Consider the following 21003-nt stretch of genomic DNA (forward strand, 5'->3'; position numbering starts at 1 on the left):
TGGACGAAATGGCGCTTTTCTGCCATGCAGTCCATTTGTCTTATGACCTCGAGCAGCTAGGCGCTGCAGCTAGACAACTTAAAAGCGGAAGCGCCTCGTCAGCTGCGACAAGCATAAAGCGAATGGACGAAATGGCGCTTTTCTGCCATGCAGTCCATTTGTCTTATGACCTCGAGCAGCTAGGCGCTGCAGCTAGACAAAATTAAGACGGTTAAAACCCGTCCAATGCAAGACGGACGCCTCTGTGACCACTTGTGTCCCCTGGGCGTGACAGCTTACTCTGACTGAAACTATTAGCCGTTTTCCTTTTCCAATTACTCCACAAATTCAAATTCGTAATCAAGCAGACGAACGATATCGCCATCTTCTGCTCCCCGTTCGCGCAGTGCATCATCTACACCCATGGAACGGAGCTGGCGAGCAAAGCGACGAACAGAGTCTTCCCGAGAGAAATCTGTCATTTTAAACAGCTTTTCTACCTTCGCTCCACTTACTACGAACACTCCCGCTGAATCTCTTGTAATTAAGAATTCCGCCGGCTGATCTTCATGTTTGTACATCACACGATGGATGCCTTTTTCCTCCTCAAAATCGGCAAGAGGGAATTCTGGAGTTTTATCTACCATATCTGCTACAGCGAACAACAACTCTTTTAGTCCTTCACGGGTCACAGCGGAAATTGGGAAAACCGGCACTTCTTCACCTATCTTTTCTTTAAATGCTGCAAGGTTTTCCTCTGAGTCAGGCATATCCATCTTATTGGCCACAACAATTTGCGGACGCTCAGTCAGCCTTAAATTATATTCCTTCAATTCATTATTGATCGTTACATAGTCTTCGTACGGATCTCGCCCTTCCATGCCAGACATATCAATAACATGTACGATAACACGTGTCCGTTCAATATGGCGTAAAAATTGGTGGCCTAGCCCTACTCCCTCATGTGCACCTTCAATCAGTCCCGGAAGGTCTGCCATAACAAAACTGCGGCCATCTTCTGTTTCCACTACACCAAGATTTGGCACAATCGTTGTAAAGTGGTATTCAGCAATTTTAGGGCGGGCAGCAGAAACAACAGAAAGCAGGGTGGATTTTCCGACGCTTGGAAAACCGACAAGACCTACATCTGCCAATAGTTTTAACTCCATTACAATATAGCGTTCTTGACCCGGTTCTCCATTCTCGGACAATTCAGGAGCAGGGTTAGCTGGTGTAGCAAAGCGAGTGTTACCACGTCCGCCCCGTCCGCCTCTTGCAATAACGGCCCGCTGGCCGTGCTCGGTCAAATCAGCGATTACTTCTTTCGTGTCATCATCCATAACAACAGTGCCAGGAGGAACTTTTACAACCATATCGGTTGCATTTTTTCCATGCTGACTTTTGCTCATTCCATGCTCGCCACGCGGAGCTTTAAAATGACGCTGATAGCGGAAGTCCATAAGTGTTCTTAACCCTTCATCCACTTCGAAAACTACATCCGCGCCGTTGCCGCCATCGCCGCCAGCCGGTCCACCTTTTGGCACGTACTTTTCACGACGGAAAGCAACCATGCCATTCCCGCCGTCACCGCCTTTTACGTATACTTTTACCTGATCTACAAACATAAAATCCTCCTATTAATGAAGCTATGCATTTTGTGAAGTGTTCTATATGATTGCTTCAAAGAGCATTTCCTCTTCCGAGTGCACATGAATTTCATACCGTTTCACATGAGGCATGCTTAATATTTCTGCTAATTCGCTAGTTAACGCTTCTTCATTGGTTATTATCCCACTGAACTCAAAAAAGAAACGAATTCCTTCCTCTGCCTTTCCAATGGAGAGATACAAATGATTATCGGCATACGTTTCAATATAATTTTCAACCAACTGAAAAAGCGAAGATGTCCAGCATGCCAGACGGTGATCAGTTGCCCTCGTTGTTATATCCGTATCCAGCACTTCATATTCTAACTGAAAGGAGTGCGCTTCCCAATTAAATGTGATTAGTGTTTTTGCGAGCTCTGGCAAAGATAAATTGCATACATGAGCCTCCTGCTTTGCTTGCATAACCGCTCGTTCAATCACCCGCTCCGCTTCCTCTATTTTCCCAAGCGCAATATACCCTTTAATAAGCTGAATGTGATTCATCCAGTCATGTCGGGCGTGCTGAAGTGCTCGAATGATCGTCCAATTATTACTTTTCCTATCCACTGCACAGGTACCCCCCTTGTGCCAAACATAATGGAAGAAAAAGAAGGAGCTTCTGCCTTCTCATTCACCTGCGTTATTGGTAAATATACGTCCATAATCTTCCTGCCTGTTGTGGCTTTCCAATTAGTATAACAGAAATCGAGTGAATAGAGATAGCAAACACTTAAAAGCCTCTTCAAAATAACCATAAAGAAAGCTCTAACCGGTTGGTTAGAGCTTTCCACTTCCATTTTATCCAGCTTTTATTATTGAGCTGCAGGGTATACGCTCACTTTTTTCTTGTCACGGCCATAACGTTCAAAACGAACAACGCCGTCAACTTTTGCGAATAGAGTGTCGTCTCCACCACGGCCAACGTTTTCACCAGGGTAAATTTTTGTTCCACGTTGACGGTAAAGAATAGATCCGCCAGTTACGAACTGACCATCTGCACGCTTTGCGCCAAGACGCTTCGCTTCAGAGTCACGTCCGTTCTTTGTAGAACCAACCCCTTTTTTCGATGCGAAAAATTGAAGGTCTAATCTTAACATGAGTCTCACCTCCTGTTAGTGAAAAGTAATCTTTATATATTTGCTATACTCACGTTCAATCGTCTGTAAGGAAACAACCATTCCTTCAAGCAGCAACTGGACTTTTTCAGCCTCGTCCATCGGAAGATCCTCCGGAACAAGACAGCGAAGAAATCCGCCTTCTTTCCCTTGCTCGATCCCAAGCTTAGCATCAGTCAATGAAAGAATAGCATTAAGCACTCCGAAAGAGACAGCCGTCGCTCCTGCACATACGAGATCTTTTCCATGTTCAGCAAATTCTGCATGCCCCTCCATTGTGAAGGAAGTAATTCTTCCGGAAGGCTGCCTTATTACGTCTACCCGAATCATTGGATCATCGCCTTACGCGTTGATTTTTTCGATAACAACTTTAGTGTATGGCTGACGATGGCCTTGTTTTCTGCGGTAGTTTTTCTTTGCTTTGAATTTGAAAACAGTAATTTTCTTTTGACGGCCTTGTTTTTCAACTTTAGCTGTAACAGTAGCACCATCAACAGTTGGGCTGCCTACTTTTACATTTTCACCGCCGACGAATAATACTTGATCAAACGTTACAGAATCACCTTCTGCAGCATCTAATTTTTCAATGTAGATAGCTTGACCTTCTTCTACTTTTACTTGTTTACCGCCAGTTTCGATAATTGCGTACATTCCCTGCACCTCCTTAATTACTCAGACTCGCCATTCGCAGGTGGTTTGCTAACAGCATACACTTATGACCTGGTATGAGCGGTTGTAGCACGGGTGCTACAAACAATAACATTAGAATCTTATCACTTTTGCTTTTTTATGTCAACTGCTTTTTATCAACATTCCCTTCGTTGATAGCTCCTTAACGCTGCCCGTTCTTATCATTTTTCCTATCGGCACTTGTCCATCGATCACGTTGTAAATAATCTTTTTATGAAGCATTTCCTGCAGCTTTTCATGGTACTTATACCTTTCACCAACAAAGGCCTCCATAACATCCGGCGTTACCTCTACAAGCACTGCCTCCTCCACATTTTTTATTAATTCAAACAAGTCTCTTTCAAGCGCAAAAGCGGCTGTTTCGGCACTGATGACCCGTCCGGTCCCCCGGCATGCTCGGCAAGGTACCGTTACTGTTTCTATGAGAGACGGCTTTGTTTTTTTACGGGTGATTTGCATGAGACCGAGAGAGGTAAACCCGCGGATGGATATTTGTTTTGAATCCTTCTTTGCCTCCCGCATAAATTCACTCTCAATCTCCCTGCGATCTGCTTCATTTTCCATGTCTATAAAATCAATGAGAATAATGCCACTAATGTCGCGTAAGCGCAGCTGACGGGCACTCTCTGTTGCCGCTTCCTTATTGGTTAAAAAAACCGTCTGCCGCTGACTACTTTTCCCAGTGAATTTCCCCGTATTCACGTCGATTACTGTCATAGCTTCTGTCCGATCAATAACGATAAATCCACCGCTCGGCAGCCAGATAATACGCTTTAATGAAAATTCGGCTGCATCCGGCAATCTGAATGCCGAAAATATATCCTGATCGGCTGAATGGAGAACAGTTGTCCAGCTTCCCCTTTCGAAGCGAAAATCTTCTTTAATATCCGACAAAAAAGCTACCTCATCGCAAATCAACTCTCCTTGCCCTAATTGGCTCATTCGCGCAAATAGCTCTTCTTTTAACTGCTGCTTTTCCATTAACAAAGCCGGCGCCTTGCTTTTCTCTGCTTTTTTAACGATCTGCTCATGCTGAAGGCGAAGATGCTTCCATTCGGCAAGCAGTGCTTCTTTCGAAGAATGGAAGGCAGCTGTCCGGAGAATCAGCCCCTCCCTTTCCTCCTTATACTCTTCTGCCCACTTTATCCATTCACGGCGTTTCTTTTCATTATCCAGCTTTTTTGATAAAGCAATGTAATGTCCTGCCGGCAGATAAACAAGCAGCTCCCCCGGCCATTCAATAATGGCTGTTAATCGCGGCGCTTTCGCCTCTGATCCGTCTTTAATCACTTGAACGATGACCTTCTGGCCCTGGTGAACAAGTTCATCAATCGATTTATTTTGATGATTGGGAAAGTCATTGCGATGCAAATAAGCATTCTGTTCTAGCCCAATATTCACAAAACAAGCATTCATTCCTTTTTCTACCTTAGAAACAATTCCATAATAAATAAAGCCGACACGGGAAAGGTGTGACGGCTGAAAAACGTGAAACTGATCGGCTACTCCTTCTCTGACAACCGCCAATCTTTTTTCCCTGCCTTTTGCGCTGACAATCAACGTATTCATATCAGACCCGCTTTCCTCTTTTTGTTTCACTTTACTGCTGCAAGACACTTCCGTCAATCGACAGGCAATAAATCCTTCAGAAGGGAGTCTGTTTTCTTTTCTGAGAAATACGCATACAGTAATTCATTCTCGTCTAGCCGGCCTCGTTTTTCTCCTCCTTCTGTCACATAAATAATATGTTTGGCATTGCGTTGAAATCGTTCAAGCACATTCATGATTGGTTCTCCCGCTGGGACAGTGAGCGGCTTTAAGAAGGCGGCTGATCCTTTATTCCCGTAATGACGTTCGAGGAGAAAACGCATGAAAGCATAGCGTTTTTCCTTCCAGGCCCGCCACAGTGTCCATGCTAAATAAAAAAATAATGTCCATGCCTGCAAATGGAAAGGAAAAAAAAGAAAGGCGGTCATTTGCAGGCAGAATAGCAAGCATGCAGAGCATATAATAACAAGGCGAAAAGCAGACAAAAACGGCCTAGCCGCAGAAAAACTGAGCATTAGCAGCTTACCGCCGTCAAGTGGATAAACAGGCAGCAAATTAAACAGCAAAATAGCCAAGTTAATTTGCCAGAAAGCCTCATATATACTGGCAGGCAGAACCCCGCCTTCGTGTGCCAGCCAAGCTATTCCAAACAACCAAAGATGTTGGAGTGGCCCCGCCAGCACGACGAGCAATTCTTCCTTCAAGGGCCGATTTCCGTGCTCGTCCACCTCTGCTACCCCTCCAAATGGAAGAAGCACCACTTTTCTAATGCGCCATCCTAGTAGATGGGCAGCTAAAATATGGCCTAATTCGTGAATAACAATGACCGTAAACGCTAGTAGCAAGTGCAAAAAAGTCCCTGTTAAAATACAAACACCGGTGACTCCCCATAAAAGTGGATGGACATGAACATGTTTCATCCATTTACTCAAACGGAACCACCTCGTTTGGATCGATAAATACGTTATCACGCTTGATAGCTAAATAGAATTGCCCGCCATTTGCATTTTCTCCTGCTTCTGCTTTTGCAAGCGTACTTCCTGTTTTCACTCGTTCATAAGGCTGTACAGATATATTTGATAGATGACCATACCACGATTCACTATTATCAGCGTGTTGCAAAACTACTGTTTTTCCTAGCCCCTCCTTTTCACCAGTGAAAATAATCGTCCCCTCTTTAATAGCCTTTACCTCTTCAGCTGGTCCGGTCTCAACGAGAATCCCCTGACCGTTCGTTTGAAAGTCTTCCAAGATACGTCCTGACGCTGGCAAGGCGATTTCTGGAGAGGCATCGGGACTTTGTTTTTTATCCGTCCAGCCATCAGCCGTAAAAGGGAGCGGTTTTCCGAGCGTGTTTTCATACCAAGCAGCCGCTTTTGAAAAAGGAAATTCTTTTTCCATCGTCTTTTCCATCCATTCCCTTCCTTCTATAAAAACAGGAGAGGGGTGTTGAAACAAAATGGCAGTAGCTAACACTAATGCAGCCGCTGCTAGCCACTTAAATAAAAAACGATTCCAGCTAAACAATGGATGCAGTTGTTCTTTTTCTTCCGGCAGCGGAAACAGCTCCTTTTCTTCTTTCACGTATCCTTCCTCCTTTTCTACACAGGTTTGTACACTATATGAGTGACAGGCCTGATTAAGAAGAAAGAATTCACCTAATAAAAAAAGCCGTCTGCAGCTTCGCAGCTTGCAGACAGCCTCTTTCAACTAATGGAGCTATTTCGAACGAACGCCGAAAAACTTCTTTAAACGAGTAAAAAACCCTTCCTTTATGTCATCCAGCTGCTGAAGCGGGACAGATTCTCCAAGGATTCTTCTGGCAATGTTGCGGTAGGCGATAGATGCCCGATTGTTTGGATTGTGAGCAACCGGCTCGCCATTGTGTGAGGATTTAATAACCTCATCATCATCCACCACAATACCAAGCAGCTCAATCGACAAGTGTGCAGCTACTTCATCCACATCCAGCATATCCCCCTGCTGCATCATATGGTTACGTATCCGGTTAATAATCAGCTTGGGAGGTTCCATTCCTTCTTCTTTTTCTAACAATCCAATGACCCTATCGGCATCACGGACGGCAGATTTTTCAGGAGTGGTGACGACAATCGCCTTATTAGCTCCGGCCACAGCGTTTTTGTAGCCCTGCTCAATTCCAGCTGGGCAATCTATTAAAATATAATCAAATTCCTGCTTCAATTCTTCCATTAGTTTTTTCAGTTGTTCAGGCTGGACCGCCGACTTATCTGTTGTCTGGGCCGCCGGCAGCAGATAAAGCAAATCATTGAAACGCTTATCTTTTACAAGCGCCTGATGAGTCTTACAACGCCCTTCTACCACGTCTACCAAATCATAAATAATCCGGTTCTCAAGCCCCATCACGACATCTAAGTTTCTAAGCCCGATATCTGTATCAACTAAACAAACCTTTTTCTCTTGCAGTGCAAGTGCGGTGCCTAAATTGGCCGTAGTCGTTGTTTTGCCGACCCCGCCTTTTCCAGATGTAATAACTATAGCCTCACCCACTGTGCTTTCCCCCTTTAAACGTAGAAATTCCCGGTCTCAGATGCTTGAGCACCTGCAAGCGGTCAACCACAATCTGGTTAGAATCATCTATGTAAGCGCACTCCGTCTCATAGCCTTCCTCTTCCTCATAACGGTCAGGTGCGCGATTAAAATAACGGCTGATTCTAAGTTGAGACGGCATCATCCGGCTGGCAGCGATCACAGCCATTTCGTCTCCATAACAGCCGGCATGGGCCATTCCTTTTAAAGCGCCCATGATGAAAATATTTCTTCCGGCTCTTACTGTTCCACCAGGATTGACATCGCCGATCAGCAATAAATCACCGGGAACCTCAAGTACCTGCCCAGAGCGGATTCTTCCTGTATAGGAAACAATCTCGCTTTCCTCCTTCCAGCGAATAGCCTCTTCCATTGTCATCACATTAGATTTAACCGATTCAACAGCAAGATGCTCGCGCTGGTTAATTAAATTTTTTATTTCTTCTATTTCTTTATCTAATAAATAGCGGTTTCCCGCCTGAACAGTGACTGTAAGGAGAGAACCGTGCTCTTGGCCACTAACGGCATCCATTTTATCTTTTAGTTCCTGCAGCAATTCATCGTATGCACATTTGTCATTCAAATGCAGCGTGAGCCCATCTTTTGTCCCTTTAATGACAACGTTCTGTTTTGTTTTCATAGCACGAAATTCACCTCTGTTGTCCAATTAATTCGACAAGCCTTCTCCTGATTCCTCTTTTTCCATTCCTATGAAGCTAGTCATTGTAAATGCGCTGAAGCTTCTCAAAAGCATTTTTTAGCGGAAATGCTAGAAGAATATAAAAGATAAGATTTAAAAGTAAAGTTGGTCCCAAGCGAATCGACATAAATTGTGTTAAGTCTATATCAGTCCGCTTAATCAGCACATTTAGCTGGAATAAAATCAATTCCAACAAAAAGGCCCCAAACAAAACAATAAAACCAAGAATAAATAAATTGTTTTGCAGAACTTTTACAAGCTTCGATACAATATACACAACAAGAGGCAGGAAGAACATATAAGCCCCTAGTATCCCCGTGTAGAAAATATCAAAGAGAAAACCAAAGAGAAAACCATATTTAATTGCTGTATTACGGTCAAAGAAAACGGCCATCAGCAGCAAACCGATGACAAAAAAGCGTGGGGTGATTACATATTTGCCATCAAACGCCGTTTCCGGGAATACAGTAAGAAACAAGCTGTCACTATAAAAGAGGACAATCATTAGGAGAGGAAGATAAAGCCGTTTCACAAGTTCCCCTCCTCAACAAGAACCTGTTTGCGCTCTTCCTTTTCTGGAAGAACTGTTGTCATGCTGCGTTTTGTAACCATCACATGCTCAAGATCATTGAAAGAAGCCGCTGGTTTGATAAGGGCTGTTTGTGTCAAGCCGAACTCATCAGGGACCATTTCTTCGATCTTCCCAATAATTAAGCCTTCCGGAAAAACACCGCCTTTACCAGAAGTCATAACGAGCATTCCTTTTTTCACTTTAGAATCATAGGGAACTTTCGTCATAAGCAATGCTTTCTTCTCTTTATCATAGCCTTCAATTACTCCAAAAACATCGTTCTTTCCTTGAATGACGGCTGATACACGATTTCTTGAATCGTGGGCGCTCAACAACTGAACAGTCGATGTGAATTTTGATGTACTCTGCACTTTACCGATCAAACCTTGAGCAGTAATGACAGCCATATTAGGCTCGACGCCGGTCGCTTCTCCCTGATCAATGGTGATAACGTCATACCAACGGTCCGGATTGCGGGCAATCACGGTCGCCTGTACTGGCTCGTAATCTGCTAAACTCTTCTTTTTATCAAGCACTTTTCGAAGTTCCTGATTGTCCTTTTGAAGACGGGCAACATCACTTTCGAGCTGGGCAGTCTTATCAATTCTTGCTCGTAGCTCTTTGTTCTCCTCGTATGTATTCCGCAAGTCTTTAATTTCATCAAAAAAACCTGCGAAGCTGTTGGCAGGTTTAGACACCGCTGCTTGTCCCAAACCGACAATGTCTTTGACGAATTGCTCCGGCCAGGATAAATTCTCCCTATCGCGAAGAGAAAAACCAATTAAAGCGACAAGAACAATAATGCTTCCAAGTAAAATGATCAGACGCTTATTTGTAAAAAATTGTGGCATATACTCCACCTCTGTTTGTTTGCATTAAGTTAGAATCCGGCAGCTGTCAGCTGCTGCCGGATAAATGAAAAGAGAAAACGCCCGTCCAGTCCTAACAAGCGCAGGAGAAGACTGTATCTCATAGCTGTATTTAGGCTGGAAAGGCCAAGCCAGTTGTTCTAGAAATAGCAACTGCATGAAAAATATAAAAGGCGCTTGTTCAGAGAGAACAATATCCTCCCACTCTTCTTCAGCCATGATGCTGTTAGATCATGTTTGTTTTTATTTATTTTTATTTTTGAACAAATCAATATGATCGAGTGCCATTCCCGTCCCGATTGCTACACAATCAAGCGGATTTTCTGCAATAATCACTGGCATATTCGTTTCTTTGCTAATTACTTTATCCAGATTACGAAGCAATGCACCGCCGCCTGTAAGGACAATTCCCCGATCCATAATGTCTGCTGCTAGCTCCGGTGGCGTTTGCTCTAATGTACTTTTTACCGTATCTACAATAGCAGTTACTGTGTCTTTTAGGGCATCAGCAATTTCCTCGCCAGTAATTTCAATTGTTTTTGGCAATCCTGTTAACAGGTCGCGGCCACGAATTTCCATGCTTGGCAATTGCTCGAAATCGCCGGCCGAGCCAATTTCCATTTTAATTGTCTCAGACGTTCTGTCACCAATCAATAGGTTATACTGTTTGCGAATATATGCGACGATCGCATCGTCCATTTCATCTCCTGCTGTACGAAGAGATTGGCTTGTCACAATGCCGCCAAGTGAGATAATAGCTACTTCTGTTGTTCCGCCGCCAATATCAACGACCATGCTGCCTGTCGGTTCCCAAACAGGAAGGTTAGCACCAATAGCAGCCGCGAACGGTTCTTCAATAGTATAAGCGTCGCGGGCACCCGCTTGGCGAGTAGCATCGATAACAGCCCGTTCTTCAACGGCTGTAATGCCGGATGGTACACAAACCATTACATATGGCTTACTGGAAAGCAAACCTTTTCCGTTTTTTGTTGCTTGTTTTAAATAATATTTAATCATTGTGGCTGTTGTTTCATAATCAGCAATTACCCCATCTTTCATAGGGCGCGTAGCTATTACATTCCCCGGTGTACGGCCAATCATTTTTTTAGCATCGTTTCCAACGGCCACAATTTGTTTCGTATCCGTCTGTAATGCCACAACCGATGGCTCACGTACAACGACACCCTTTCCTTTAGCATAAACGAGCGTATTAGCCGTTCCTAAGTCTATTCCAAGATCTCGGCTTCCAATTCCAAACATACAAGTATCTCCCTTTCTCGGTCCATTACTTTTATCATGATTGATTTGACATTATTCTTTTATTTTTCGACAAAAACAACTAGGAAAAATCATAACTTATATTATAACCGAAGGAAAAAAAAAATCCTAGCGTTATAAATAGCCTTTTTCTTTTAAACTGACGAATTTCTTCTCTCCGATAATTAAATGATCAAGCAGTTCAATGCCAAGGATTTTGCCGCATTCAGCTAATCTCTTAGTCACATCAATATCTTCCCTGCTTGGCTGGGGATCACCGGATGGATGATTGTGAATACAGATAATAGAAGCAGCAGATCGGCGAAAAGCCTCTTTGAACACTTCACGAGGGTGAACAATAGAAGCATTTAAACTACCAATAAATAAAGTCTGCTTGTGGAGAACTTGATTTTTAGTGTTCAAATACAAGCAAACAAAATGTTCCTGGGTAAGAAATCTCATTTCTTCCATGACATAATCGGCCCCATCTTCCGGTGAGCGAATGACATAACGCTCCTCAAATCTCAGCTGACTGACACGCCTTCCAAGCTCAAGCGCAGATATAATTTGTATAGCTTTTGCTTCACCAATACCTTTAATGGAGGTCATTTCTTCGAGAGAGGCTTCTTTTAACAAGCGGAGGCCTTCAAACGTTTGCAAAAGACGGTTAGCCAGTTGCAGAACGGATTCATCTTTTGTTCCAGTCCGTAAAATAATAGCGAGGAGTTCATGGGTGGACAGGCTGGCTGCACCGTAGGCAACCAGCCGTTCCCGTGGACGCTCTTCTGCCGGAACGTCGCGGATCATAAATGTTTCTTTCGACATACTTTTCTCCTTTCGACCTTTCAGGAAGGAAAGAAGAAAGCGGCACCTTGCCAGCCGAGTCGTCTTAGATGCCTATATAGGGAAGAAATCGGCAGGCCGACAACAGAGAAATAGTCACCATCAATTTTTTTCACCAGAATGGCACCTGCTCCTTGAATACCATATGCACCGGCTTTATCGAATGGTTCATCTGTCTCTAAATAGCCGTTGATCTCTTCTTCTGTAAGCTCCCAAAAAGTGACTTTTGTTTTTTCATAAAATAGGTATTCATCTGCTCCATGCCTTACAGCCACTCCTGTACATACAGCATGCGTACGGCCAGAAAGACGCTGAAGCATATCTCTTGCTTCCTTTCGATTCTGCGGCTTGCCTAAAATTTCCCCATCGAGGGTAACAACTGTATCCGCTCCGATAATAAAACTATCTTCATGATTTGCTGCGACTGCAGCGGCTTTGATGGAAGCTAAATGCATAACGGCTTCTTCCGGAGTCATTCCAGAGGGGATCGTTTCATCAGCATGGCTTACTTTCACAGTAAACGACAAGCCGATTTGTTCGAGGAGTTCTTTCCGTCTTGGGGAGCCCGAAGCTAAAATTAACTGCGTCAAATCGATTCACCTATCTTTCAAAAATAAGGGAGATACATCGTTATCATATCAAAAGTGCCAAAACACTACAAACTTTTAAAGCAGGCTTAACGAGCAAATATTTATCAACAGGTTCTACGTATAATCTCTTAGTTTCACCAAAAATAAAAGGATGCCTTAGCATCCTTCAAGCAAATATGACTGGGCGAGTTGCCAAAAGTGAAGAATTGGCTAGAATGCTTAAGCACCCCTATTGACTATAAACAGCTAAAAAAGCCAGAAGCTTCTCCTGCGCAGCTTTGGCAGCTTGCGGCTGATTGCTTTTGGCTTCAGTTAACGCTCCTGTCAGCAACTTTTTCAATTCGGCGGATGTTTCATCGCTCGGCTCTACTTTCACAGCGTCTAATTTACTTTCCGCCTCCTTAAGTTTATTCTTATCCGCTTCCAGTCCGGCAGCTTTTTTGCCACTCTCTTCCGCAATACTTGAAAATAAGGCAGCCATTTCTCCAGATGATTCTTCAAGCTTTTTAGAAGGCGAAATCGCCAATTGCTTTGTATAAGTGTCCGCTCCGGCTGTGCCATATATACCTTCAATCAACTTTGCTGTTTCGATCGTGGAGGAAGCAGCAAGTAAGATAAGATATTGGCCGTTTTGCAATACTGCTTCAGCAGGCAGGCCTAAGTCACTCATTTTTTGTTTCATAGAATTAGCTCCATCTTCCGTCGAAAAAACCCCTCCTTGAACAACAGCGGTCTCTATTGAAAAGAGCGAGTTCTTCTCACTTTTTGCGGGTGGGGCAGCTTTCGGCGTAGTTACTTCTCTTTCCTTCACAGGTTTTTCTTCTTTTAAAATAGCTTGCGGTCGTCCCTCTTCCTTTTGAGTGACAACTTTCACTAATGCGTAGCCAAGCAATACACCAACAATGACAGCACTCATTACAATAATAAAGAGCTTGCCAGTTGCCCGTTTAGCTGTAGTTTTTTGCATCGTTGCATATTGTTCGATTACATCGGCTTTCTGCTCTCCTTCTTCAGGAAACAACCATTGGAACTCCTCTTCTTCTTTTTTTGGCTCAATGGCAGCCGCACTCTCTTTTTTTCCATTTTTCCACTCTGGCCCAATAAACTCTTTTTTTTGTTTACTGCCGATTGTTAAGAATATTCCTTCTGGTTTTTTTGGCTTATCCTTGTCCATCATTTGCGACCATCCTTCCGCCTACTTTGAAGTTGCCTTCATGCTAACACAGCAAATAAAAAAAAGAACAAGACTTTTGTCGTCCTGTCCTGGAAAAATTTCGGCAATCTTTTTATCCTCTATAATTAATAAGCTGAAGGTACCAGTGAATGAGTATTTCGCCATAAAATAGTTCAGCGAGCGTGGCGAGCGCAATAAATGGTGCAAAGGGCATTGGCTTGCCTTTTTTTATAATGTGAAACATCATAAGCACTACACCACAGACAGCCCCTAATGCACATGAAAGAAAGAAAATAACTAGCACTTTCTTCAAGCCGCTCAATAAGCCAATGACACCAAACAATTTAATATCTCCTCCCCCCATGCCGCCTTTTGATACAAGAGAAACCAGCAAAGGTATGAAAAAGCCTACCGCACCGCCCACAAACATGTCCCACCAAGGCTCAAGCGGATGAAAGGTCCTTCCCATCAAAAAGAGAAATAAAAAAATGAACAGTATTTTGTCGGGGATAACCATGTAAGTAAGGTCTGAAACAATAATAATAAGAAGAAGAGACATAAGTATTAAAGCAATGAAAAAGTCTGCCGTCAGTCCAAACGACATATACGCGCACCAAAACAAGAGGGCTGTAACGAATTCTATCAGAGGATAGAGAGGAGATATTCTTATCCTGCATACGCGGCACCTTCCTCTTTGCCATACATAAGAGAACACCGGTATAAGCTCCGCAAAATGCAGCTTATGATTGCATCTAGGGCAAGCACTGTGCGGCCAGAAAAGCGATTGGCCTTTCGGTACACGCAAGCCAACGACGTTAAAAAATGAACCAAATACAAAACCATACATTAAAACAAACAATTCTATCATTCTGTCTTGGCAGCTACTTCCACTGCTTGGGACCCATATCTTTTTCTCATTTGAGGCATGACTGTTCCTCCTATTTTAATTTTATGGATAACCAACCACAAGTTTTTCAACTCCTTTTTTACATGTTCAACCTTTAACTAAAAGGTTTTCTTACTTGCTCAAAAGCAGTGACTACCAGTCCAGCAGACTGCTTGCTCGCTGCTTCATTCTTGGAATGCAGAGTGTGAAAAGATCGTTTAAAGATAGGCTTGAAGGGGATCAGTGAAAATAAATCGGTGGGGAGATGGAGCTTGGAGGAGAAGATCTTTATATTCTTGTCTATATTCTATTATACTGATATGCCTTCTACTTTTACAGAATATTTTGATAAAAGGAAGGAGTTCACTTAAAAAGTTGCCGTGCAGAAAACTTGTCACTGTTGTTCGTAAACTAAAATAAAAAGTTTTTACATAGAAAAAGGCAACCCCCGTTTTAAACAAAAGAAGTTGCCGATCTCTATTATTTTTCTTTTATAAATTTCTTTACACTTGAAATGAAATAAAGAGAGCCTGTTACAATCAGTACTTCATTTTCTTTTGCTGTTGTCTGAAACTCCTCAATAAACCGTTGCCAATCCTCTATCCACATTTGATTTTCTAAAAAAGCTTGAAACTCTTTTTTGCCAGCCGCCCGCGGAAAGTCAAAACTTGTGAAGGCCATTCGATGAGCTGCCTGCTTTAAAATAGCTATCATTTCATCTAATTTTTTATCCCTCATGCCGGCAAATAAGGCAGTGATTCTCTTGTCAGGAAAACGCTCAGCAAGCGATGCAACAAGCGCCTTCATTCCTTCCGGGTTATGAGCGCCATCTAACAGAACGACGGGCTGCTCCATGGCATACTCCATTCTCCCTGGCCAGCTCACTGATTGTAGACCAGCACGAATATGTTCTTCTTCCACTAGAAACGCGTAAAAAGTACGTAAATATAAAATAGCCATCACGGCTGTTGCCGCGTTTTCTGTTTGATGAAGGCCATTTAAACCTGTTGGCAAGTCTCTCATATTGGCAAAAACAGATTCAAAATGGAACATTTCTCCTTGAGGCAATGACCTTTGCCAGTCTGCCTTGAATTGCTCTCCCAGCTGATAAACAGCAGACTTCACTTCTTTGGCACGCTGTTGAATAATTTCACGAGCCGCCTCCTGTTTCACACCGCTAACAACTGGTGCCCCATTTTTTATAATTCCAGCTTTCTCGAAAGCAATCGCTTCAAGTGTATCTCCTAAAAACTGCATATGGTCCATGCCAATTGTGGTAATCACAGACAACAATGGCTGAATCACATTTGTTGAATCTAATCGGCCGCCAAGCCCCACTTCAAACAAAACGATATCAACAGGGCGAATCCAGGCAAAATAATAAAGAGCCATCGCCGTAATCACTTCGAATTCACTCGGACTGCCCAATTCTGTTTTTTCCAATTCCTCTGCCAACGGCTTGATCACAGCAGTTAATTTCATAATTTCCTCGTCACTGATTGCCTCACCGTTCACGCTAATCCGCTCATTGAACTGTTCTATATATGGCGAGGTGAATGTTCCTACTTCATATCCCGCTTCCTGCAGCATAGAACGCATCATAGCAACAGTCGATCCTTTGCCATTCGTCCCCCCAATATGGACGGCACGCAGATGATGCTCCGGGTGATTCATTCTCTCCATAAGCCACTCCATTCGCTTCAAGCCGGGCTTAATGCCAAGCTGAAGCCGGCTATGAATCCAATCGATCGCTTCTTCATATGTATTCATCTTCTCTCTCCCTTCGATTCTGTTTTTAACATATTGGCCAAATTTTATGGTTTACTGACTTGGTTAATAAATTTGCTTGCTGAGCTCTGTGAAAAAGACGAATCTGCCCCCGGCAGATTCGTCTCATTCCCCTACTTACCCTTGCATTTCCTTCATGCGCGCTTCAACAGCGGCACGTTTTTCTAGATAGTCTTTTTCCTTGGCGCGCTCTTCATCAACAACTTTTTGTGGAGCTTTGCTGACGAAGCGCTCATTGCCAAGTTTCTTTTGAACACGTTCAACTTCACTGTTCCATTTATCCCATTCTTTTTGCAAGCGGGCAATTTCCTCTTCGATATTAATTAACCCTTCAAGCGGCAAGATTAGTTCGGCACCTGTGACAACAGCCGTCATCGCTTTGTCAGGGGCTGCAGCAGTCGTTGATAATACAAGTTCCTCCGGATTACAGAAACGCTCGATGTAAGCACGGTTGCTTTCTAATGTGTTCAATACAGTGTCATCTTTCGCTTTGATGATTAACTTAATCTTCTTGCTAAGCGGTGTATTCACTTCCGCGCGGATATTACGTACGGAACGGATAATATCTACAAGCAGCTTCATTTCCTCTGCTGCTTGTTGGTCAGATAGCTCTTCATTCACTTCTGGCCATTTAGCTGTGACGATCGTTTCCCCCTCATGCGGTAGATTCTGCCATATTTCCTCGGTAATAAACGGCATGAATGGGTGTAATAAACGCATCGTGTTATCTAACACATAAGCAAGGATAGAACGGGTCGTTTTCTTGGCTGCTTCATCTTCACCGTAAAGCGGCAGCTTCGCCATTTCAATATACCAATCACAGAAATCATCCCAAATGAAGTTGTAGAGCACACGGCCGACTTCACCAAACTCGTATCGGTCAGCAAGTTTGGTGACGTTTGCGATCGTATCATTCAAACGCGTTAAAATCCACTTATCAGCAACTGATTTTTCACCACTTAAGTCGATTTCCTCATATTTCAAGCCATCCATGTTCATTAGGGCAAAACGGGAAGCATTCCAAATTTTATTGGCGAAGTTCCAAATAGATTCTACTTTTTCTACAGAGAAACGCAAATCCTGTCCTGGAGAGCTGCCAGTTGATAAGAAGTAGCGCAGAGAGTCAGCCCCATACTGATCAATCACTTCCATCGGATCCACGCCATTACCTAACGATTTACTCATTTTCCGCCCTTCTGAATCACGGACAAGCCCATGAATCAATACATCATTAAACGGACGTTCACCGGTAAACTCAAGCCCTTGGAAGATCATCCGAGAGACCCAGAAGAAAATAATATCGTAACCGGTAACAAGTGCAGCTGTTGGATAGTAGCGTTTAAAGTCTGACGCCTCTTTATCCGGCCAGCCCATCGTAGAAAACGGCCATAATGCCGAGCTAAACCATGTGTCGAGTACATCTTTGTCCTGTTCCCAGTTCTCCGCATCTGCTGGAGCTTCCTGGCCAACGTATACTTCGCCTGTTTCTTTATGGTACCAGGCTGGAATACGATGTCCCCACCAAAGCTGACGGGAAATACACCAGTCACGGATATTTTCCATCCAGTGAAGATATGTTTTCTCAAAACGGTCCGGCACGAAATGTACTTTGTCTTCTTTTGACTGCAATTCGATTGCTTTATCAGCAAGCGGCTGCATCTTTACGAACCATTGAGTCGATAAGTATGGTTCTACAACCGCACCGCTGCGCTCTGAGTGACCGACAGAATGCATATGGTCTTCAATCTTGAAGAGGACGCCTTCCTCCTGTAAGTCTTTCACGATCTGTTTGCGGCAGTCAAAGCGGTCCATGCCGTTGTATTTGCCCGCACGCTCATTCATCGTACCATCCTCATTCATCACGAGAATGCGCTCTAAATCGTGGCGATTGCCAATTTCAAAGTCATTTGGATCGTGAGCCGGTGTAATCTTCACCGCTCCAGAACCGAATTCCATGTCAACGTAGTCATCACCGACGATTGGAATTTCTCGGCCAACGATTGGCAGAACAACCTTTTTACCAATGAGGTGTTTATAACGCTCATCTTCTGGATGAACCGCTACAGCTGTATCACCAAGCATCGTTTCCGGGCGAGTTGTCGCAATTTCAATATGGCCGCTTCCATCTGCAAGCGGGTATTTCATGTGATAAAATGCCCCCTGGACATCTTTGTAAATAACTTCAATGTCCGATAAAGCTGTTTTTGTTGCTGGATCCCAGTTGATAATATATTCACCGCGATAAATTAAACCTTTTTCATATAACGAAACGAATACTTCACGGACTGCTTTTGATAAACCTTCATCCAATGTAAAGCGCTCACGGCTATAGTCCAGACCAAGGCCAAGCTTTGCCCATTGCTGGCGGATAAAATTTGCATACTCTTCTTTCCACTTCCATGCTTCTTCTAAAAACTTTTCACGGCCAAGATCATAGCGTGTTTTTCCCTCTTCACGAAGCTTTTGCTCCACTTTCGCCTGTGTGGCAATCCCAGCATGGTCCATCCCTGGAAGCCAAAGCACATCGTAGCCCTGCATCCGCTTCATGCGTGTTAAGATATCTTGCAGTGTCGTATCCCATGCATGGCCGAGGTGCAATTTCCCTGTCACATTCGGCGGCGGGATTACGATGGTATAAGGGGATTTGGTTTGATCGTCTTTCGCTTCAAAATACTGCCCTTTTACCCACCAGTCATACCGTCCCTGTTCAATTGCTTTTGGATCATATTTTGTTGGCATGGACAATTCATTGTTTTCCATCAAGATTTCCTCCTCATTACACAATAAATGTACAAACATTCTGGTCAGTTATCCGCCATATGTGATTGCCTGTTTTTAAACAACAAAAAAACTCCTATCGTCAAAAGGACGAAGGAGTTGTTCGCGGTACCACCTTTTTTCACAGACAGCTGCCTACTGGCAGACCTATCTGGCTCTCAATCCATTAACGGCTGGCAACCGGCTTCCACTACTAAACGGTTCACAGAAGCAGCTCACGGGGGACATTCCAAAGGGTTCTTGCGGAAAACTTTTCAGCCATGAGTTTTCCTCTCTGCAAGCAAGCGCTATCTTTGTACTCTTCCCGGTCTTCGCTTTTCATTATCATTCATATATTATCTGAAAACAGGCAGGGGCGTCAATCTTTCCTCTATTATTTTTTTAGAAAGCCTTTTGATTGCAAGAATTCAAGCATATATGCCCGCCGTGGCTCGGATAAAAAAGCTGCCATGCCGCTCGTCCAGCCTGCATCTTTCTTATTTGTTGTACGGCTTGCATAATATTTATGCATTTGCTCGTCATACTCAGGAAGTAGGCGACTATACTTTTCCTCATCATATACATCTTCATGCAAAATTGCCTTCATTGGCAAGCGTGGCTTTACTTCGTTTGATTCTGCTGGCACACCTACCGTCAATCCAAATAATGGAATCACATAGTCAGGCAATTGAAGCAAGTCGCTGATTGCCTGCGGATTATTACGAACCCCGCCAATATAACAGATGCCATATCCTTTGGATTCGGCGGCTATTACAAAATTTTGGGCAAGTAGAGCCGTATCGATAACAGCTACAAGCAGATTTTCTGCCGTGCTACCTTCGAATTTTTTCCCATGAAGGGTAACGGCTTTTTCCAGACGTTTTAAATCCGCACAGAAAACAAGCGGCAAGGCCGCAGATTCAAATTGCTGTTTATTTTTAGACAGCTCTCCAAGCTTCAGGCGCTTCTCCTCATTCTTCACGCGCACAACGGAATAAGCCTGCACAAAATGAGAGCTTGCGGCATGTTGGGCAACTTCCAACAACTCGTGAAATACTTCATCTGAAATGGGTTCGTCTGTGTATTTTCGAACAGATGCATGAGACTTCAATAAATCTATCATCTTATCCTTCCTTCCTTGTTTGCTTCGTCATATAAAAAGCGTATGTATAGACCTGTTCTTCTTTTAACGTAAATCACCTTTTAAACGCTGTCAACGTTCCTGCTCTCCTCCTCTAAAATCACCTCTCTTTGTTTCCATACATATAGTAAAAGAAGAACCTTTCATAGCACGCTACTCGTGCTTATGAATTCACAGGCAGGTGTAATAATTGAGAAGAAGATACAATCCTTACTCGTTACCTCCATGGCTTCGAACAGTCCGAGCGGTCTGCTGCCAGCTAGCCGTTCCATTTTGCATATTTCAGGGGATTCGAACGATCTTTTTTCCAACGACATTTGATGTGATACTGCTATCTATCCTCGTGTTACTTGCTGTAGCTCTTTACCTTGAATGGATTTAAAAAGACGTCTTGTATGAGCAGACGTCTTTTTAAATATGTATAGATTTAAGGAGTTCTATTCTTTCTTTAGCTATTCAGCCAACTAAAAAAATAATATGAATTTTCTCTTTACAAACCAATCTTTCAGGAGTATATTAGCTAAATAAATTTTATATGTAAACTCAATTATACCTTATATCGCTTAATCCCTAAGGAGTGGGGGACCCATTTTTGTGCATCGTCACTTGGGGTGAATCCTTCATTAAGAAGGTAGGGCTACTCTCATGGCCCGAACCCGACAGCTAACCTCATAAGCGTTTGGAGAGGAGGTTTGCTTTGTGTTGTCTTAAAAGAGCACTAAGTAACACCTTAGTGTTCTTTTTTGTGTTTTCTTTAGAATTAAAAGCGCTCTGTGAGCTTTTACTAGGATTGGTAACGATCAAAGGGGGAATTATAATTTTATCAACTTTTTACAGAAGAGCTTTCTTACAGTAAAAATAAACGTATGCTTTCTCACTAT

22 protein-coding genes, 1 pseudogene, 1 riboswitch and 2 other annotated features are annotated in these 21003 nt (G+C 43.3%); of the genes and pseudogenes, 2 read left to right on the forward strand and 21 right to left on the reverse strand.

What is annotated here, in order from left to right:
- Positions 1–206 (forward strand): hypothetical protein (locus ACH0BF_RS17450; RefSeq protein ID WP_406909894.1); only part of this gene is annotated, 206 nt, incomplete at its 5' end.
- Positions 207–314: 108 nt separating this feature from the next.
- Here ACH0BF_RS17450 and obgE read toward each other — a convergent pair.
- From obgE to nfsA, 21 genes and pseudogenes are all read right to left on the reverse strand, one after another.
- The gene (gene obgE / locus ACH0BF_RS17455) at positions 315–1604 is read right to left on the reverse strand and encodes a GTPase ObgE (RefSeq protein ID WP_406909895.1); all 1290 of its coding nucleotides are present in this window, start codon (positions 1602–1604) and stop codon (positions 315–317) included.
- 42 nt (positions 1605–1646) lie between these two features.
- A complete protein-coding gene (locus tag ACH0BF_RS17460) occupies positions 1647–2192 on the reverse strand; it encodes a Spo0B C-terminal domain-containing protein (RefSeq protein WP_340853127.1) in 546 nt (181 codons plus the stop codon).
- A gap of 245 nt (positions 2193–2437) precedes the next feature.
- Complete coding sequence (gene rpmA / locus ACH0BF_RS17465) at positions 2438–2722, reverse strand: 50S ribosomal protein L27 (RefSeq protein ID WP_049663432.1); 285 nt, start codon at positions 2720–2722, stop codon at positions 2438–2440.
- 15 nt (positions 2723–2737) lie between these two features.
- Positions 2738–3070 carry a ribosomal-processing cysteine protease Prp gene (locus tag ACH0BF_RS17470; protein ID WP_340853122.1) on the reverse strand — a complete coding sequence of 111 codons (333 nt, stop codon included), beginning with the start codon at positions 3068–3070 and terminating at the stop codon, positions 2738–2740.
- 12 nt (positions 3071–3082) lie between these two features.
- Positions 3083–3391, reverse strand: coding sequence for a 50S ribosomal protein L21 (gene rplU / locus ACH0BF_RS17475; RefSeq protein ID WP_120033422.1), 309 nt, complete (start codon positions 3389–3391; stop codon positions 3083–3085).
- A 13-nt stretch (positions 3392–3404) separates the two neighbouring features.
- Positions 3405–3485 (reverse strand) — a sequence feature (ribosomal protein L21 leader region).
- 47 nt (positions 3486–3532) lie between these two features.
- Positions 3533–4999, reverse strand: coding sequence for an Rne/Rng family ribonuclease (locus tag ACH0BF_RS17480; RefSeq protein WP_406909896.1), 1467 nt, complete (start codon positions 4997–4999; stop codon positions 3533–3535).
- A 53-nt stretch (positions 5000–5052) separates the two neighbouring features.
- Positions 5053–5910, reverse strand: a complete 858-nt coding sequence (locus ACH0BF_RS17485) for a M50 family metallopeptidase (RefSeq protein WP_340853118.1) — start codon at positions 5908–5910, stop codon at positions 5053–5055.
- On the reverse strand, positions 5903–6562 hold the full coding sequence (locus ACH0BF_RS17490) for a peptidoglycan DD-metalloendopeptidase family protein (protein ID WP_340853116.1): 660 nt from the start codon (positions 6560–6562) through the stop codon (positions 5903–5905). The genes ACH0BF_RS17485 and ACH0BF_RS17490 overlap by 8 nt, the downstream gene beginning before the upstream one ends.
- 135 nt (positions 6563–6697) lie before the next feature.
- Positions 6698–7507: a septum site-determining protein MinD gene (gene minD / locus ACH0BF_RS17495; protein ID WP_120033432.1), complete on the reverse strand. Its 810-nt coding sequence runs from the start codon at positions 7505–7507 to the stop codon at positions 6698–6700.
- Positions 7500–8186 carry a septum site-determining protein MinC gene (gene minC, locus ACH0BF_RS17500; protein ID WP_120033435.1) on the reverse strand — a complete coding sequence of 229 codons (687 nt, stop codon included), beginning with the start codon at positions 8184–8186 and terminating at the stop codon, positions 7500–7502. Before minC ends, minD begins: the two co-directional genes overlap by 8 nt.
- A gap of 76 nt (positions 8187–8262) precedes the next feature.
- Positions 8263–8778 carry a rod shape-determining protein MreD gene (gene mreD, locus ACH0BF_RS17505; protein ID WP_340853114.1) on the reverse strand — a complete coding sequence of 172 codons (516 nt, stop codon included), beginning with the start codon at positions 8776–8778 and terminating at the stop codon, positions 8263–8265.
- On the reverse strand, positions 8775–9668 hold the full coding sequence (gene mreC, locus ACH0BF_RS17510; RefSeq protein WP_340853112.1) for a rod shape-determining protein MreC: 894 nt from the start codon (positions 9666–9668) through the stop codon (positions 8775–8777). Before mreC ends, mreD begins: the two co-directional genes overlap by 4 nt.
- 261 nt (positions 9669–9929) lie before the next feature.
- The gene (locus tag ACH0BF_RS17515; RefSeq protein WP_120033448.1) at positions 9930–10946 is read right to left on the reverse strand and encodes a rod shape-determining protein; all 1017 of its coding nucleotides are present in this window, start codon (positions 10944–10946) and stop codon (positions 9930–9932) included.
- 132 nt (positions 10947–11078) lie between these two features.
- The gene (gene radC / locus ACH0BF_RS17520) at positions 11079–11768 is read right to left on the reverse strand and encodes a RadC family protein (RefSeq protein ID WP_340853109.1); all 690 of its coding nucleotides are present in this window, start codon (positions 11766–11768) and stop codon (positions 11079–11081) included.
- 20 nt (positions 11769–11788) lie between these two features.
- On the reverse strand, positions 11789–12376 hold the full coding sequence (locus ACH0BF_RS17525) for a Maf family protein (protein ID WP_120033454.1): 588 nt from the start codon (positions 12374–12376) through the stop codon (positions 11789–11791).
- Positions 12377–12605: 229 nt separating this feature from the next.
- Positions 12606–13553, reverse strand: a complete 948-nt coding sequence (locus ACH0BF_RS17530; protein WP_406909898.1) for a hypothetical protein — start codon at positions 13551–13553, stop codon at positions 12606–12608.
- A gap of 109 nt (positions 13554–13662) precedes the next feature.
- A complete protein-coding gene (locus tag ACH0BF_RS17535) occupies positions 13663–14154 on the reverse strand; it encodes a prepilin peptidase (RefSeq protein ID WP_406909912.1) in 492 nt (163 codons plus the stop codon).
- A 3-nt stretch (positions 14155–14157) separates the two neighbouring features.
- Positions 14158–14418 (reverse strand): annotated as a pseudogene (locus ACH0BF_RS17540) (prepilin peptidase); the annotation flags it as partial.
- A gap of 498 nt (positions 14419–14916) precedes the next feature.
- The gene (locus tag ACH0BF_RS17545; protein WP_340853107.1) at positions 14917–16206 is read right to left on the reverse strand and encodes a bifunctional folylpolyglutamate synthase/dihydrofolate synthase; all 1290 of its coding nucleotides are present in this window, start codon (positions 16204–16206) and stop codon (positions 14917–14919) included.
- Positions 16207–16341: 135 nt separating this feature from the next.
- Positions 16342–18984: a valine--tRNA ligase gene (locus tag ACH0BF_RS17550; protein WP_340853106.1), complete on the reverse strand. Its 2643-nt coding sequence runs from the start codon at positions 18982–18984 to the stop codon at positions 16342–16344.
- A 101-nt stretch (positions 18985–19085) separates the two neighbouring features.
- Positions 19086–19323, reverse strand: a binding site (T-box leader).
- Between the two features lie 52 nt (positions 19324–19375).
- A complete protein-coding gene (gene nfsA / locus ACH0BF_RS17555) occupies positions 19376–20104 on the reverse strand; it encodes an oxygen-insensitive NADPH nitroreductase (protein ID WP_340853104.1) in 729 nt (242 codons plus the stop codon).
- Between the two features lie 208 nt (positions 20105–20312).
- Between nfsA and ACH0BF_RS17560 the strand changes: the two genes are divergently transcribed.
- Positions 20313–20504, forward strand: a complete 192-nt coding sequence (locus ACH0BF_RS17560) for a hypothetical protein (RefSeq protein ID WP_065409421.1) — start codon at positions 20313–20315, stop codon at positions 20502–20504.
- Positions 20505–20672: 168 nt separating this feature from the next.
- A riboswitch (cyclic di-AMP (ydaO/yuaA leader) is annotated at positions 20673–20814 on the forward strand.
- The last annotated feature ends 189 nt before the right edge of the window (positions 20815–21003 follow it).

It is taken from the genome of Pseudobacillus sp. 179-B 2D1 NHS (assembly GCF_045370945.1).
In the GTDB taxonomy this organism is placed as follows: Bacteria; Bacillota; Bacilli; order Bacillales; family Domibacillaceae; genus Pseudobacillus.

Bases quoted from the DNA above. Each gene is read 5' to 3' on its own strand.
- nfsA (WP_340853104.1), bottom strand. From the start codon at position 20,104: ATGATAGATTTATTGAAGTCTCATGCATCTGTTCGAAAATACACAGAC.
- ACH0BF_RS17470 (WP_340853122.1), bottom strand. From the start codon at position 3,070: ATGATTCGGGTAGACGTAATAAGGCAGCCTTCCGGAAGAATTACTTCC.
- minC (WP_120033435.1), bottom strand. From the start codon at position 8,186: ATGAAAACAAAACAGAACGTTGTCATTAAAGGGACAAAAGATGGGCTC.
- ACH0BF_RS17480 (WP_406909896.1), bottom strand. From the start codon at position 4,999: ATGAATACGTTGATTGTCAGCGCAAAAGGCAGGGAAAAAAGATTGGCG.
- ACH0BF_RS17550 (WP_340853106.1), bottom strand. From the start codon at position 18,984: ATGGAAAACAATGAATTGTCCATGCCAACAAAATATGATCCAAAAGCA.
- ACH0BF_RS17515 (WP_120033448.1), bottom strand. From the start codon at position 10,946: ATGTTTGGAATTGGAAGCCGAGATCTTGGAATAGACTTAGGAACGGCT.
- rplU (WP_120033422.1), bottom strand. From the start codon at position 3,391: ATGTACGCAATTATCGAAACTGGCGGTAAACAAGTAAAAGTAGAAGAA.
- obgE (WP_406909895.1), bottom strand. From the start codon at position 1,604: ATGTTTGTAGATCAGGTAAAAGTATACGTAAAAGGCGGTGACGGCGGG.
- mreC (WP_340853112.1), bottom strand. From the start codon at position 9,668: ATGCCACAATTTTTTACAAATAAGCGTCTGATCATTTTACTTGGAAGC.
- radC (WP_340853109.1), bottom strand. From the start codon at position 11,768: ATGTCGAAAGAAACATTTATGATCCGCGACGTTCCGGCAGAAGAGCGT.
- ACH0BF_RS17535 (WP_406909912.1), bottom strand. From the start codon at position 14,154: ATGTCGTTTGGACTGACGGCAGACTTTTTCATTGCTTTAATACTTATG.
- rpmA (WP_049663432.1), bottom strand. From the start codon at position 2,722: ATGTTAAGATTAGACCTTCAATTTTTCGCATCGAAAAAAGGGGTTGGT.
- ACH0BF_RS17545 (WP_340853107.1), bottom strand. From the start codon at position 16,206: ATGAATACATATGAAGAAGCGATCGATTGGATTCATAGCCGGCTTCAG.
- ACH0BF_RS17530 (WP_406909898.1), bottom strand. From the start codon at position 13,553: ATGATGGACAAGGATAAGCCAAAAAAACCAGAAGGAATATTCTTAACA.